This is a genomic window from Aeromonas sp. LsrichE-8G (genome assembly GCF_022869435.1).
Classification (GTDB): Bacteria; Pseudomonadota; Gammaproteobacteria; order Enterobacterales; family Aeromonadaceae; genus Aeromonas; species Aeromonas caviae.
Genome location: NZ_JALIHH010000004.1, coordinates 41,637 through 55,545, shown reverse-complemented (window position 1 = coordinate 55,545; position 13,909 = coordinate 41,637). Strand labels below are relative to the sequence as shown.

General features: G+C 59.5%; 15 protein-coding genes. 1 reads left to right on the top strand and 14 read right to left on the bottom strand.

Annotated elements, in window-relative coordinates; genetic code table 11:
* Window positions 1-136: 136 nt before the first annotated feature.
* The 3 genes from dnaG to rpsU all read right to left on the bottom strand — a co-directional run bounded on the left by dnaG (window position 137) and on the right by rpsU (window position 2,688).
* Window positions 137-1,924, bottom strand: a complete 1,788-nt coding sequence (dnaG, locus tag MUW49_RS00970) for a DNA primase (RefSeq protein ID WP_161470268.1) — start codon at window positions 1,922-1,924, stop codon at window positions 137-139.
* Between the two features lie 89 nt (window positions 1,925-2,013).
* Window positions 2,014-2,457 carry a GatB/YqeY domain-containing protein gene (locus MUW49_RS00965; protein ID WP_161470269.1) on the bottom strand — a complete coding sequence of 148 codons (444 nt, stop codon included), beginning with the start codon at window positions 2,455-2,457 and terminating at the stop codon, window positions 2,014-2,016.
* A gap of 15 nt (window positions 2,458-2,472) precedes the next feature.
* Window positions 2,473-2,688: a 30S ribosomal protein S21 gene (gene rpsU / locus MUW49_RS00960; RefSeq protein WP_005309452.1), complete on the bottom strand. Its 216-nt coding sequence runs from the start codon at window positions 2,686-2,688 to the stop codon at window positions 2,473-2,475.
* Between the two features lie 179 nt (window positions 2,689-2,867).
* Between rpsU and tsaD the strand changes: the two genes are divergently transcribed.
* Window positions 2,868-3,881: a tRNA (adenosine(37)-N6)-threonylcarbamoyltransferase complex transferase subunit TsaD gene (gene tsaD, locus MUW49_RS00955; RefSeq protein WP_161470270.1), complete on the top strand. Its 1,014-nt coding sequence runs from the start codon at window positions 2,868-2,870 to the stop codon at window positions 3,879-3,881.
* 73 nt (window positions 3,882-3,954) lie between these two features.
* Here tsaD and rpoS read toward each other — a convergent pair whose 3' ends face one another.
* From rpoS to pyrG, 11 genes are all read right to left on the bottom strand, one after another.
* Window positions 3,955-4,938, bottom strand: coding sequence for an RNA polymerase sigma factor RpoS (gene rpoS / locus MUW49_RS00950; protein ID WP_010675620.1), 984 nt, complete (start codon window positions 4,936-4,938; stop codon window positions 3,955-3,957).
* 46 nt (window positions 4,939-4,984) lie between these two features.
* Entirely contained in the window at window positions 4,985-6,055 is a 1,071-nt protein-coding gene (locus tag MUW49_RS00945) for a LysM peptidoglycan-binding domain-containing protein (protein ID WP_161470271.1), read from the bottom strand.
* A 9-nt stretch (window positions 6,056-6,064) separates the two neighbouring features.
* Window positions 6,065-6,646, bottom strand: coding sequence for a YqaA family protein (locus MUW49_RS00940; protein ID WP_010675622.1), 582 nt, complete (start codon window positions 6,644-6,646; stop codon window positions 6,065-6,067).
* Complete coding sequence (locus tag MUW49_RS00935) at window positions 6,643-7,260, bottom strand: protein-L-isoaspartate(D-aspartate) O-methyltransferase (RefSeq protein WP_010675623.1); 618 nt, start codon at window positions 7,258-7,260, stop codon at window positions 6,643-6,645. The genes MUW49_RS00940 and MUW49_RS00935 overlap by 4 nt, the downstream gene beginning before the upstream one ends.
* Before the next feature lie 4 nt (window positions 7,261-7,264).
* The gene (gene surE, locus MUW49_RS00930; protein ID WP_041211067.1) at window positions 7,265-8,026 is read right to left on the bottom strand and encodes a 5'/3'-nucleotidase SurE; all 762 of its coding nucleotides are present in this window, start codon (window positions 8,024-8,026) and stop codon (window positions 7,265-7,267) included.
* The gene (gene truD, locus MUW49_RS00925) at window positions 8,007-9,065 is read right to left on the bottom strand and encodes a tRNA pseudouridine(13) synthase TruD (protein WP_182721883.1); all 1,059 of its coding nucleotides are present in this window, start codon (window positions 9,063-9,065) and stop codon (window positions 8,007-8,009) included. Before truD ends, surE begins: the two co-directional genes overlap by 20 nt.
* Entirely contained in the window at window positions 9,058-9,540 is a 483-nt protein-coding gene (ispF, locus tag MUW49_RS00920; protein ID WP_143237093.1) for a 2-C-methyl-D-erythritol 2,4-cyclodiphosphate synthase, read from the bottom strand. Before ispF ends, truD begins: the two co-directional genes overlap by 8 nt.
* Before the next feature lie 58 nt (window positions 9,541-9,598).
* A complete protein-coding gene (gene ispD / locus MUW49_RS00915) occupies window positions 9,599-10,330 on the bottom strand; it encodes a 2-C-methyl-D-erythritol 4-phosphate cytidylyltransferase (RefSeq protein WP_048208397.1) in 732 nt (243 codons plus the stop codon).
* The gene (gene ftsB, locus MUW49_RS00910) at window positions 10,323-10,640 is read right to left on the bottom strand and encodes a cell division protein FtsB (protein ID WP_010675628.1); all 318 of its coding nucleotides are present in this window, start codon (window positions 10,638-10,640) and stop codon (window positions 10,323-10,325) included. Before ftsB ends, ispD begins: the two co-directional genes overlap by 8 nt.
* 177 nt (window positions 10,641-10,817) lie before the next feature.
* Window positions 10,818-12,119, bottom strand: coding sequence for a phosphopyruvate hydratase (eno, locus tag MUW49_RS00905; RefSeq protein WP_043154803.1), 1,302 nt, complete (start codon window positions 12,117-12,119; stop codon window positions 10,818-10,820).
* Window positions 12,120-12,208: 89 nt separating this feature from the next.
* Window positions 12,209-13,846, bottom strand: a complete 1,638-nt coding sequence (gene pyrG / locus MUW49_RS00900) for a glutamine hydrolyzing CTP synthase (protein ID WP_039041042.1) — start codon at window positions 13,844-13,846, stop codon at window positions 12,209-12,211.
* Window positions 13,847-13,909 lie beyond the last annotated feature (63 nt).

Here is a 13,909-nt window from a genome sequence, read left to right as displayed (position 1 = left end):
GCTATGTCTGGTTGCGGCGTCGGTCATGAGAAACCCCTGCCCGCAGTGTTGTCGGGGCCAGGTGGTTATAAAGTGTTTGCTTTCAATCCCGTCGATTCGGGCAACGCTATTCATATTGGGACTGCTCACTCAAATATCAAGCCCCACTCTCATTTCTTTTCTCAATCTGCACCTCTCTGATCAGCATCATCAGCTCCTGAGTTTCCTCAGAGCTTAGCCCTTCCTGCGCCACCTTGGCCTGCAATTCTTCGATCCGTTGCTTCAGGAAAAGGTTGATGAAACCGACAAAGGTATCCTGTAATTCTCCCAGAATATCGGGCTCCTGGTCGAGCTTTACCTCTTCAAACAGGTCATGCATCGCCAGCTGGGCAAGTATTTCTCCCTCTTTTGTGCCGCGCCAATGCTCCAGCAGGATACCCGTTGTCACTCCCGGCTGGGTCAGGATCTGCTGGTGCAACTGCAGCAGGAAAGGGATCCCCTGCAGGCGCAGCCCGGCCAACTCGGGCATGGCCGGCAGCTCGGCGGTGATAGCCGGATACTGCACCATCAGGGCCAGAGCCCTGCGGATCGGCGTCAGTTTGGTCGCCTTGGGTTTGTTGACTTCCACCTTGGGCTGGCTGCTGCGGGCAAACAGCTCGGCAATCCGCTGCTTGTTTTCTCCCCAACGCATCATGCTGGAAAGTCGGGTAATCAACCCCTCGCGAGTGAAACCTTCCGGTACCCGACGAATCAGCTCGGCGGCCTTGTTGGCCACTTCAAACTTGCCTGCCTCACCGGAAAGAGCCGCATCGCGCCCGAGGCGTTCGAACATGAAATCCGCAAACGACTGGGCCTTGTCGAGTAACGCTTCGAACCCCTCCTTGCCGATCTGGCGTACCAGCGAGTCGGGATCCTCGCCATCCGGCAAAAAGACGAACTTGAGTTCACGGCCGTCCTGCAGGTGGGAGAGCGCGTTATCCAGCGCACGCCAGGCCGCTTCCCGACCGGCGTTGTCGCCGTCGTAGCAACAGACCACCTCTGCCGTGGTACGGAACAGGGTGTGGATGTGATCGCTGGTGGTCGCAGTCCCCAGTGCCGCCACCGCATAGTCGATGTCGTACTGGCCGAGCGCCACCACATCCATGTAACCTTCTACCACCAGGATCCGGCGCGGATCCTTGTGTGCCTGCTTGACCTCATAAAGGCCGAACAGCTCTCGCCCCTTGTGGAAGATGGGGGTTTCCGGGGAGTTCAAGTACTTGGGCGTGCCATCCCCCAGCACTCGGCCACCGAAGCCGATGACCCGGCCGCGTTTGTCCCGGATCGGAAACATGATGCGATCGCGGAAACGATCGTAGCTGCCCGGGCCGTTGTCACGGGGGATCAGCATACCGCCCGAAATCAACAGTTGTTCGTGATCCCGACTGGCGCCAAAGCGGCGACGCACCTGATCCCAGTCCCCAGGGGCATAACCGATGTTGAAGCGCTTGACCACCTCGCCAGTCAGGCCCCGGCCTTTCAGATACTCCACCGCCTGAGGCGCGTTCTTGAGATTGCTCTCGTAGAAGCGCGCAATCTGGTTCATCAGCTCGAACAGATCCTTGCTGACGGCAGGTTGGCTATGGCTTGATCCACCCGCCGTTTGCTCACGGGGGACCTGCATGCCGTGCAGGCTTGCCAGCTCTTCGATGGCATCGGGGAATTCCAGGCCGTCGTACTCCATGACAAAGCCGATGGCATTGCCGTGGGCACCACAACCGAAACAGTGATAGAACTGCTTCTCCTGGCTGACGGTAAAGGAGGGGCTTTTTTCGTTATGAAAAGGGCAGCAAGCCTGGTAGTTCTTACCGGCTTTCTTCAACCGCACACGGGAGTCGATCAACTCGACTATGTCCGTGCGTACGAGCAGATCATCGATAAAGGATTGCGGGATCCTGCCAGCCATAACCGTCCTGTTTCATTGCATAGGAAATAAAAAAGCCGCGCATTCCAATGGGAAGCACGGCTTCTTCGACCAAACAAGAGAGTTGCCTGTTACGCCAAGCGGGTTTTCACCTGAGCACTGACGGCGCCGACATCGGCACGCCCCTGAATTTTTGGCTTCAAGACAGCCATGACTTTACCCATGTCAGCCATGACGGCAGCACCACTTTCAGTGATGGCTTGCTCGATCAGGGCGGCAATTTCGTCTGCGGTCAGCTGTTGTGGCAGGAACTCCTGCAGCACAACGATCTCGGCAGACTCTTTGTCGGCGAGCTCCTGGCGACCGGCAGCTTCAAACTGGCTGATGGAATCGCGACGCTGCTTGACCATTTTGGTCACGACAGCGAGGATCTCTTCATCGTTGAGCTCGACACGGGTATCGACTTCACGCTGCTTGATTTCTGCCATCAACAAGCGGATAGCACCCAACCGAGGCTTGTCTTTGGCAAGCATGGCGAGCTTTTGCTGATCCTTGAGTTGATCCTTCAGAGACACGGCATGATCCCTTGATTAGTACAGGCGGATACGACGTGCGTTTTCGCGGGACAGCTTCTTGGCGTGACGCTTGACAGCGGACGCTTTGGCGCGCTTGCGAATGGTAGTCGGCTTCTCGTAGAACTCACGGCTACGAACTTCGGACAGGATACCGGCCTTTTCGCAAGAACGCTTGAAGCGACGCAGAGCAACGTCAAACGGCTCATTTTCACGGACTTTGATTACTGGCATGTGCCTTTCACCTCAGTGATAAATTGTTAGCTGACCTTCAATCGATCAGCATGTCTTAAAATGGTGCGAAATTATACTCTGGACAGGGAATGAAAGTAAACCCGCAGAGATCGCTCTGGTTTAAAAAACCCGCGAAGGTTACCATAGCCGTCTCATTTTAGCAGTGAAATTTTTTAGCAATGCGTGTATTGGGCATAGAGACATCCTGTGACGAAACCGGGATCGCGATCTTCGATGATCAAAAAGGGATCCTTTCCCACCAGTTGTACAGCCAGGTCAAGCTGCATGCGGACTACGGCGGCGTCGTTCCCGAGCTCGCCAGCCGGGACCATGTACGCAAGACGATCCCCTTGATCCAGGCCGCCTTGAAAGAGGCCGGACTTGGCAAGGATGACATCGATGGCATCGCCTATACCGCGGGGCCAGGTCTGGTTGGCGCCATCCTGGTCGGGGCGACCATAGGCCGCTCGCTGGCCATGGCCTGGGACAAGCCAGCCATCGCCGTGCACCACATGGAAGGTCACCTGCTGGCCCCCATGCTGGAAGAGCGAGCCCCCGAGTTTCCCTTCGTAGCGCTCTTGGTCTCCGGCGGCCACTCCATGCTGGTCCGGGTCGATGGCATCGGCAGCTACCAGCTGCTGGGCGAATCGATCGACGATGCCGCCGGTGAGGCGTTCGACAAGACCGCCAAGCTGATGAGTCTGGACTACCCCGGTGGTCCACTGCTCTCCCGGCTGGCAGAAAAGGGCACCACTGGGCGCTTCACCTTCCCCCGTCCCATGACCGATCGCCCAGGGCTCGACATGAGCTTCTCCGGCCTCAAGACCTTTGCCGCCAACACCATTGCCGCCAACGGTGATGATGAACAGACCCGTGCCGACATCGCCCGGGCGTTTGAGGATGCGGTGGTCGACACCCTGGCCATCAAGTGCCGCCGTGCCCTGAAAGAGACCGGTCTCAATCGTCTGGTCGTGGCAGGCGGCGTCAGCGCCAACCGTCATCTGCGCGCCCAGCTGGCCGAGCTGATGGAGAGCCTCAAAGGTGAAGTCTTCTACCCGCGCACCGAATACTGCACCGACAACGGCGCCATGATCGCCTATGCCGGCATGCAACGCCTGAAGGCGGGAGTCTTCGAACCCCTCGTCGTCAAGGCCGTGCCGCGCTGGCCGCTGGACACTCTGGATCCGGTGTGATCCTGACGATCCACGACAAAAAGAAAGGGGCCTGCGGCCCCTTTTTCATCTTGATGACGGTATTCATACCCGTTTAGTTGGTGCGGAACAGCGCCTCAATGGACAGCCCCTGCCCCAGCAGAATTTCCCGCAGACGGCGCAACCCTTCCACCTGGATCTGGCGTACCCGCTCACGGGTCAAACCAATCTCGGCGCCCACGTCTTCCAGGGTGGCTGGTTCATAGCCGAGCAGGCCGAAACGGCGGGCCAGCACTTCACGCTGCTTGGGATTCAGCTCCTCCAGCCAGTGCACTATGCTGCTGCGCATGTCATCTTCCTGGGACTCCAACTCGGGTCCCATGCCGCGCTCGTCGGAAAGTACGTCCAGCAGCGCCTTGTCGCGATCGCCACCGATGGGAGTATCCACCGAGGTGATCTTCTCGTTGAGCTTGAGCATGCGATTCACATCGTCCACAGAGCGATCCAGTGCAGAGGCGATATCCTCGGCGGTCGGCTCATGGTCGAGACGATGGGAAAGCTCGCGTGCAGTGCGCAGATAGACGTTCAGCTCCTTGACCACATGGATGGGCAGACGAATGGTACGGGTCTGGTTCATGATGGCCCGCTCTATGGTCTGGCGGATCCACCAGGTGGCATAGGTGGAGAAACGGAAGCCTCGCTCGGGGTCGAACTTCTCGACGGCGCGGATAAGGCCGAGGTTGCCCTCTTCGATGAGATCCAGCAGCACCAGGCCGCGGTTGTTGTAGCGCCGGGCAATCTTGACCACCAGGCGCAGGTTGGATTCGATCATGCGCTTGCGCGCCGCTTTGTCGCCACGCAGGGCACGGCGGGCGTAGTAGACTTCCTCTTCAGCCGTGAGCAAGGGGGAGAAGCCTATCTCCCCCAGATAGAGCTGGGTGGCGTCCATTACCTTGTTCAGCTCGGGCGCCATCAGTTCATCGGAAATGGTCTCTTCGGCTTCGGCCGCCACTTCCTGAACCTCTTCTTCCTCCTGAACCTCCAGCTCCTCGTCGAACTCTAACTCTGCATCCTGCATTACCAGTTGTTCTTGGCTCATGATATCTCTCCCTGACCTACACCAGAGTAAGACTCAGCTCTCTGAGTTAACGCTTTGGCAAATAGCCCATCGGGTTGATCGACTTGCCTTTGTACCGGATTTCAAAGTGCAAGCGCACATCCGGCGCATCCGTGCTACCCATATTGGCGATAACCGCTCCGCCCTTCACGGTGTCTCCCTCCTTGACCCTCAACTCATCGTTGTGAGCGTAGGCGGAGAGGTAGTCATCGTTGTGCTTGAGAATTATCAGCTTGCCATAACCTCGCAGTGCACTGCCCGCATAGACCACTTTGCCGCTGCTCGCAGCGTAAATGGGTTGGCCCTTCTGGCCGGAAATGTCGATGCCCTTGTTGCCTTGTTCCGCAACGGAGAAGCCTTCAACGATCCGCCCTTTGGTCGGCCAATGCCAGGAGAGTGTTGACGAGGAACTGACGGTTTTTTGTTCTTTCGCCTGAGCGTATGCTGTTGACGAGGCAGGAGCAATCGTTTTCTGAGCAATAAATGGTGTGGTCGTACCTGCCGGATCCGTGGCCAGGGGTTTGGGCCCCGTGCTGGTCACCACCGGTGTGGTTGCTGCCACCATCTGACCACCCGAGGACCCCGCGCCCCCCACATTGAGCACCTGGCCCACGTGCAATGCATAAGGAGCCTGGAGGTTGTTGCGCTGGGCCAAGGCCTGGTTGGAGAGACCAAACTGGCGACCGATGCTGCTCAAAGTATCGCCACGGCGCACCTCGTAACTGCCAGACCCCGTCACGCTGCCACGACTGACAGGGCTGCCGACGGTTGCCACCGCCATGGGGGCGGAAGCGCCATCGAGCCTGAGCTGCTGGCCGGGATAAATGTTATAGGGGGGAGTGATGCCATTGATGCTGATAAGCGAAGCCACATCCATGCCAGAACGAAATGCAATGGAGTAGAGAGTGTCTCCTTTGACCACGGTGTACCCGTTGCCTGCAATGCCGGGCTTGGTTATACCTTGACGCACGGGGATGGTCGAAGCGACCTGATCATTGCCCAGGCTGTGCACCGGAGCCGCAGTCTTGCTGGAGGAACAGGCAAGCAGCAGCCATGACAACACGACGACACCGCTACCTTGCCAAACACGCGAACACATAGTGGATCCTTAACGACTAAACCAGAAATAGGCCGCAACGGCCAAACCAATACAGAGCCAGCCCAGCACATCCACATAGTGCATCAGCTTGCGCTCCATCTTCTCGCCGCCCCAGCGCATCAGACCTGCAACCAGGAAGAAGCGCATGCCACGACCGATCAGCGAGGTCAGGATGAAAGGCAACAGTGCCATGTGGAGCAAGCCAGCCGTGACGGTAAACACCTTGTAGGGGATCGGCGTGAAGCTGGCAATAAAAATAACCCAGATGCCCCACTGCGCGAACCACTGCTCGGCCAGGGCAATCTTGTCCTCATAGCCAACCGAGGTCACCAGCGGCTGCACCACTGGCTCCCACAGGGCATAGCCGAGCAGATAACCAAACAGGGCGCCCAGCACCGAAAAGAGAGTGGCCAGCGCGGCATAGTGCCAGGCGCGATGAGGTTTGCCGAGCGCCATGGGCGCCAGCATCACATCCACCGGGATGGGCCAGAAGATGGATTCAATAAAGGCGGTGATGGCCAGATACCAGGGGGCATACTTGTGGCGTGCCCACTGCATCACCAGAACATAAAGGCGGGAAAACAACTTCACTCGACATCTCCGTCAATCAGGGGAACGAAACGTACCGGCTCCAGGATCCGGCTGGTGAGCTGGGAACCCGATCGCTCGATGAGCTGCAGGGTCTGCTGACCATCACCCACCGGCAACACCAGACGACCACCGTCAGCCAGCTGATCGGTCAGGGCCTTGGGGACCTCACTGGCCGCCGCCGTCACCAGAATGGCGTCGAAAGGGCCCTTGTTGGGCCAACCTAGCCACCCATTGCCGTGCTTGGCCGACACATTGTGCAGATCGAGCTGGCGCAATCTGCGCCGGGCCTGAAACTGCAGCGACTTGATCCGCTCCATGGTGTAGACATGCTCCACCAGGTGGGCCAGTACCGCCGTCTGGTAGCCCGATCCCGTCCCGATCTCCAGCACATGGGCCGGATCGTTCTGGATCAGCAGCTCGGTCATGCGCGCCACGATGTAAGGCTGGGAGATGGTCTGCCCATGGCCGATGGGCAGGGCCGTATTGTCCCAGGCCTTGTGGGCCATGGCCTCATCCACGAACAGCTGGCGCGGCACCTTCGCAATCGCCGCCAATACGCGGAAATCGCGGACATCCTGGGCAATCAGTTGATTCAACAGGCGCTGTACTATCACAACGTCATCCCTGCAGATCCAGCCACGCGCCCAGGGTCGACAGACTGCCGTAGGCCGTCATGTCGATGGTCAGGGGAGTGATGGAGACATAACCCTGCTCGATGGCGGCAAAGTCCGTTCCCTCTCCCGCATCCTGCTGGTTGCCGGGGGGCCCAATCCAGTAAACGGGCTGACCACGGGGATCCTCGGTGCGGATCACCGACTCCGCCCGGTGGCGATTGCCAAGACGCGTCACCCTGATCCCCTTGATCTGCTCGAGCGGCAGATCCGGCACATTCACGTTGAGGATCTGATCCGCAGGCAACGGATGCACCATCAGCCCCCGCACCAGCTGGGCGGCGTAGTGGGCCGCACTGGCGAAATGAGTCTTGCCCACCAGCGATACGGCGATGGAGGGGAAACCCAGATGACGCCCTTCCGTCGCGGCAGCCACCGTCCCCGAGTAGATGACGTCATCCCCCAGGTTGGCCCCGTGATTGATACCGGCCACCACCATGTCGGGCTCAGGGCGCAGCAGTTCGTTGACCGCCAGATGAACGCAGTCGGTCGGCGTCCCCTTGACCGCATAACTCTTGATGCCGTGAAAACTGGACGCATCGAGGCGGGTGACCCGCAGCGGTACTTCCAGCGTCAGGGAGTGGCTGGCACCGCTGCGGTTGCGATCCGGTGCCACCACCACGACCTCGCCACAGGCACGCAACGCCTCGCTGAGGGCGCGAATGCCCTCGGCGTGTACCCCATCGTCATTACTGACCAGAATTCGCATCGGTTGAGTTCCTGAAACCGTGATCGGCCTCTTCGGCCTGCATTAACTCTCGTACCACGCTGGTGGCAAAGGCGCCGGCAGGCAGGAAGAACGACAGGGTCAGCACCTCGTCCTCCCGTTGCCAGCTCATCTGCTCCGGCTTGAGCAGCAGCGGGCGCCTGTCCTGATCCAGCCCGGCTTTCTCCAGTCCTTCGCACCAGTCACCATAAGGAGCCAGCACTTCTTGCTCGAACTCGGCAGCAGCGCCCTGGCTCGCCAGACGGCCACGGCCCCACTGGGGAGCGGTCAGCTGCACGTCTCCGGAGGCAAGGCGTGCCTCCAGCTCGGGAGTCACGCTCTCTTCGCTGAAGATGGAGTGGCTGCCCTTGAGCATCACGCAGTCCCCGGCCAGCAGCTGATGGGCCAGTCCCTGCTCGATGCGGGCGCTGACGATGGTATTGAACAGCATGCTGCGGGCGGCGGACAGATAGAGGGAGCGCTTGTTGCGATCCTTGATCCGTTTGCCGGCGAACATCGCCTTGGCGGCCTCCAGGTTGTTGCCACCTCGGCCGAAACGCTGCTCGCCGTAGTAGTTGGGCACCCCCTGGGTTGCTATCGCCTGCAAACGGGATTCCAGCCCGTCGGCCTGCTCCAGCCCGGTGAGACGCAGGGTGAAGTGGTTGCCCTTGAGATAGCCGACCCGCAGCTTCTTGTTGTGGCGCTTCACCTCAAGGATCCGGATGTTGTCGTTCTCGATGACCGAGAGATCCGGCTCGCCCTTGCCCGGCAGATGGATGCCGAACCACTGTTCGGTCACCGCATGGCGATCTTTCAGACCAGCCCAGGTCACTGCATTGCGGGCAACCCCGGCCGCATCGGCCAGCAGGCCAGCCACCCAGGCAGTATTCTCGCCGGTTTTGCGTACCCGGACGAAGATGTGTTCACCCTCGCCGCAAGGTTCGAACCCGAGATCTTCATTGACCACGAAGTCGGCGGCCTCGGCCTTGAGGATGCCGCGAGCAGTGGGCGTCCCGTGCAGATAGGCAAGTTGTTCAAGCATCATTGTTCACCAGCAAGACGACGGCTTCGGTGGCGATCCCTTCCTTGCGCCCCGTGAATCCGAGTTGTTCGGTAGTGGTCGCCTTGACGTTCACCCGGTTCAAATCACATTGCAGATCCGCGGCCAGCACGGCGCACATGGCGTCGATATGGGGGGCCATCTTGGGGGCCTGGGCGATGATGGTCACATCCAGGTTGCCGATGGCATAACCTGCGAGCTGCACGCGGGCAAAGACATCCCGCAGCAGGATGCGGCTGTCGATGCCCTTGAATTCGGCGGCGGTATCGGGGAAGTGGCGGCCGATGTCGCCAGCGCCGATGGCCCCCAGCAGGGCATCGCTCACCGCATGCAGCACCACGTCACCATCGGAGTGGGCCAGCAGGCCCTGTTCATAGGGCACCGCCACCCCGCCCAGCATGCAGGGACCGACCCCGCCAAACTTGTGAACATCAAAACCATGTCCGATCCGCATCATGCCTGCGCCCTCCTCAATACACGGAAATCTGTCTCATCAAAACCATGTCCGGTGCGGATCATGCCTGCTCCTCTGGGGATGAATCGGGTCGTGCCGACCGGCACGCACGTTGTTGCTGTAAATAGAGCCCGGCCAGGGAGAGATCTTCCGGCCGGGTCACCTTGATGTTGTCGGCCCGCCCTTCCACCATGCGCACGGGGAAACCGGCGCGTTCCATGGCGGAGGCTTCATCGGTGATGGCAGCGCCGAGCGCCAGCCCCTCCTCCAGCGCCCGCTTGAGGGGGCGGACCAAAAACATCTGGGGCGTCAGGGCATGCCAGAGCTGCTCGCGATCCACGGTGGCGAGGATATTGCCGGCCGCATCGGTGCGCTTCATGGTATCGCGCACCCGGCTGCCGAGGATGGCACCGCCAGAGGCCATGGCGGCAGCAATGAGCGCATCGAGATCCTCGTGGGTCAGACAGGGCCGGGCGGCGTCATGCACCAGTGCCCACTCCCCTTCTGCCACGTGCAACGCATTGAGCACGGAGAAGGCGCGCTCGCTTCCCCCTTCCACTCGCAGCACCCGCGGATCGGTGGCCACGGTCAAGGTCTCAAACCAGCGGTCGTGGGGCGCCAGCGCCACGATCACACGGGCGATGGCGGGATGGGAGAGCAGACGCTCCAGGGTGTGCTCCAGAATGCATTTCCCTGCCAGGGACAGGTACTGCTTGGGGCAACTGGCCCCCATGCGACTGCCAATACCGGCAGCCGGGACGATGGCGGTCAGGCCGCTCAGGCTATCAGTCATCGTAGGGGGCACCATCAGGCTCCGTCACCTGATCCTTTTCTTTGGGAATGATTCGGTAGAAGGTCTCGCCCTGCTTGATGTAGCCAAGATCGTTGCGCGACAACTCCTCGATGGCCTCAAGGCCAGAGGTAAGATCGTCGATTTCCCGGTAAATCAGGCTGTTGCGGTCCTTGAGTACCAGGTTGTCCTGTTGCTGCCGCTCGATGGCGGTGGAGAGTTCCCGATAGTCGGAGAGGCCGTTTTTCCCCAGCCAGAGGTCATATTGCAGCCCTCCCAACAGGAGGAGCAGGATAAGAGTGAGTAGCCGCATGCACTGAGTCTCCTTCAAGCGGCCTAGTTTCCCATATTCGCAGGCAAGACAAAAGAAAGCCTGTGTGCCGGATGGGTTGGTCGGAATAAAAAATGCAGTTCGCACACGCCCATAAGCGCAGAACGAAAAAGCCCCGCCAGATGGCGGGGCTTTGTGAAGCATGAACGCAGGCGAAAATTAAGCCTGGTTCTTCACTTCTTTCAGACCACGGAACGGAGCCTTGGCACCCAGGGCTTCTTCGATACGGATCAGCTGGTTGTACTTGGCAACACGGTCAGAACGGCTCATGGAGCCGGTCTTGATCTGGCCAGCAGCGGTACCCACAGCTAGGTCGGCGATGGTCGCATCTTCGGTCTCACCGGAGCGGTGGGAGATGACGGCAGTGTAGCCAGCGTCTTTGGCCATCTTGATGGCAGCCAGAGTTTCGGTCAGGGAACCGATCTGGTTGAACTTGATCAGGATGGAGTTGGCGATGCCGTTGTCGATACCGCGCTTCAGGATCTTGGTGTTGGTTACGAACAGGTCGTCACCCACGATCTGGATTTTCTTGCCCAGTTCGGCGGTCTGGTAGGCGAAGCCTTCCCAGTCGGATTCGTCCAGGCCATCTTCGATGGAGACGATCGGGAACTTGGTGGTCAGGTCAGCCAGGAAGTCGGAGAAACCGTTGGAGGTGAAGATACGACCTTCGCCCTTCAGGTTGTACTCTTTCTTCTCTGCGTCGTAGAACTCGGACGCAGCGCAGTCCATGGCCAGGGTGATGTCGGTGCCCAGTTTGTAACCGGCAGCGGCAACGGCTTCAGCGATCACTTCCAGCGCTTCGGCGTTGGATTTCAGGTTCGGAGCGAAACCACCTTCGTCACCGACGGCAGTGTTGTAGCCCTTGGACTTCAGCACTTTGGCCAGGTTGTGGAACACTTCTGCGCCCATGCGAACGGCTTCTTTCAGGGTCTTGGCGCCAACCGGCTGGATCATGAACTCCTGGATGTCGACGTTGTTGTCGGCGTGCTCACCACCGTTGATGATGTTCATCATGGGCAGCGGCATGGAGTAGACACCCGGGGTGCCATTCAGCTCGGCGATGTGGGCGTACAGCGGCATGCCTTTGGCAGCAGCGGCAGCTTTGGCGTTGGCCAGGGAAACAGCCAGGATGGCGTTGGCGCCGAACTTGGATTTGTTCTCGGTACCGTCGAGGTCGATCATGATCTGGTCGACAGTGGCCTGGTCCTTGGCATCTTTACCCAGCAGAGCCTGAGCGATCGGGCCGTTGACAGCTTCGATGGCTTTCAGCACGCCTTTACCCAGGAAACGGCTCTTGTCGCCGTCACGCAGTTCCAGCGCTTCGCGGGAACCGGTGGACGCGCCAGACGGAGCGGCTGCCATACCAACAAAACCACCTTCCAGGTGAACTTCGGCCTCAACGGTCGGGTTACCACGGGAGTCGATGATTTCACGACCGATCACTTTAACGATCTTGGACATGTGTATTTCCTCAGGTTTCGTAAAAAAACAACAAAAATATGCCAAAAAAAGCGGCTGTGGCACAGAGCCCCAACCGCATTTATTTTCAATTACTTCAAATTACGCTTCTGATACTCGCCCGCCGCCTTCACAAAACCGGCGAACAGGGCGTGGCCATCACGGGGAGTCGAGGTGAACTCCGGGTGGAACTGCGCGGCCACGAACCAGGGGTGATCCGGGATCTCGATGATTTCCACCAGCTTCTTGTCGGCGGAGAGACCGGTCACCTTCAGACCTGCCGCTTCAATCTGCGGCAGCAGCTTGTTGTTCACTTCATAACGGTGACGGTGGCGCTCGTAAATGGTCGGGCTGCCGTACATCTGACGCACCTTGGAGTCTTCCACCAGGTGGCAGAGCTGGGAGCCCAGACGCATGGTACCGCCCAGATCGGACTTCTCGGTCCGGGTCTCGACGTTGCCTTCGTCATCCACCCACTCGGTGATGAGACCGACCACGGGGTAAGGGCTGTCTTTCTTGAACTCGGAGGAGTGAGCCCCTTCCATGCCCGCCACGTTGCGGGCGTATTCGATCAAGGCAACCTGCATGCCCAGGCAGATACCGAGGTACGGGATCTTGTTCTCGCGGGCATATTTGGCGGCCAGGATCTTGCCTTCCACACCGCGCTCGCCGAAGCCACCCGGTACCAGGATCGCATCCAGACCTTCCAGCAGCTCGGCGCCACGGGTCTCGATGTCCTGGGAGTCGATGTACTTGATGTTGACGGAGAGACGGGTCTTCAGGCCACCGTGCTTGAGCGCTTCGTTGACGGACTTGTAGGCATCCGGCAGGGAGACATACTTGCCCACCATGCCGATGGTGACTTCGGCAGTCGGGTTGGCCTCTTCATAGATGACCTGTTCCCACTCGGCCAGGTCGGCTTCTTTGCACTCGATGCCGAAGCGCTCGGTGATGTAGCCGTCCAGACCCTGGGATTTCAGCAGCGCCGGGATCTTGTAGATGGAGTCGACATCCTTCATGGAGATGACGGCGCGCTCGGGCACGTTGCAGAACAGGGCGATCTTGGCACGCTCGTTGGCCGGAATGGCGCGGTCGGAGCGGCAGATCAGCACATCAGGCTGGATACCGATGGAGAGCAGCTCCTTCACGGAGTGCTGGGTCGGCTTGGTCTTCACCTCGCCGGCGGCGGCCAGGTAAGGAACCAGGGTCAGGTGCATGAACATGGCATTGTTGCGACCCACGATGGCCGCCAGCTGACGAATGGCTTCAAGGAACGGCAGGGACTCGATGTCGCCCACGGTACCGCCCACTTCGACGATGGCAACCTGATGACCTTCGGCACCGGCAATCACCCGCTCCTTGATGGCGTTGGTGATGTGCGGGATCACCTGGATGGTGGCGCCCAGATAGTCACCACGACGCTCCTTGCGCAGCACGTCTGCATAGATGCGGCCGGTGGTGAAGTTGTTGCGGCGGGTCATCTTGGTGCGGATGAAACGCTCGTAGTGACCCAAATCCAGATCGGTTTCGGCCCCGTCCTCGGTTACGAACACTTCACCATGCTGGGTCGGGCTCATGGTGCCCGGATCCACGTTGATGTACGGGTCCAGTTTCATGATGGTCACATCCAGACCACGGGCTTCCAGAATGGCTGCCAGAGAAGCTGCGGCAATACCTTTGCCGAGGGATGAAACAACGCCACCAGTCACAAAAATATATTTGGTCGTCATGCTGAACCTGAAAGAAGTTTAGGGAATTTTAAGGGGTGCTTCGGGGATGAAGCAGGACGGGGA

Bases quoted from the DNA above. Each gene is read 5' to 3' on its own strand.
- eno (WP_043154803.1), bottom strand. From the start codon at position 12,119: ATGTCCAAGATCGTTAAAGTGATCGGTCGTGAAATCATCGACTCCCGT.
- surE (WP_041211067.1), bottom strand. From the start codon at position 8,026: ATGCGAATTCTGGTCAGTAATGACGATGGGGTACACGCCGAGGGCATT.
- ftsB (WP_010675628.1), bottom strand. From the start codon at position 10,640: ATGCGGCTACTCACTCTTATCCTGCTCCTCCTGTTGGGAGGGCTGCAA.
- ispD (WP_048208397.1), bottom strand. From the start codon at position 10,330: ATGACTGATAGCCTGAGCGGCCTGACCGCCATCGTCCCGGCTGCCGGT.
- dnaG (WP_161470268.1), bottom strand. From the start codon at position 1,924: ATGGCTGGCAGGATCCCGCAATCCTTTATCGATGATCTGCTCGTACGC.
- MUW49_RS00945 (WP_161470271.1), bottom strand. From the start codon at position 6,055: ATGTGTTCGCGTGTTTGGCAAGGTAGCGGTGTCGTCGTGTTGTCATGG.
- pyrG (WP_039041042.1), bottom strand. From the start codon at position 13,846: ATGACGACCAAATATATTTTTGTGACTGGTGGCGTTGTTTCATCCCTC.
- tsaD (WP_161470270.1), top strand. From the start codon at position 2,868: ATGCGTGTATTGGGCATAGAGACATCCTGTGACGAAACCGGGATCGCG.
- rpsU (WP_005309452.1), bottom strand. From the start codon at position 2,688: ATGCCAGTAATCAAAGTCCGTGAAAATGAGCCGTTTGACGTTGCTCTG.
- ispF (WP_143237093.1), bottom strand. From the start codon at position 9,540: ATGATGCGGATCGGACATGGTTTTGATGTTCACAAGTTTGGCGGGGTC.
- truD (WP_182721883.1), bottom strand. From the start codon at position 9,065: ATGCTTGAACAACTTGCCTATCTGCACGGGACGCCCACTGCTCGCGGC.
- rpoS (WP_010675620.1), bottom strand. From the start codon at position 4,938: ATGAGCCAAGAACAACTGGTAATGCAGGATGCAGAGTTAGAGTTCGAC.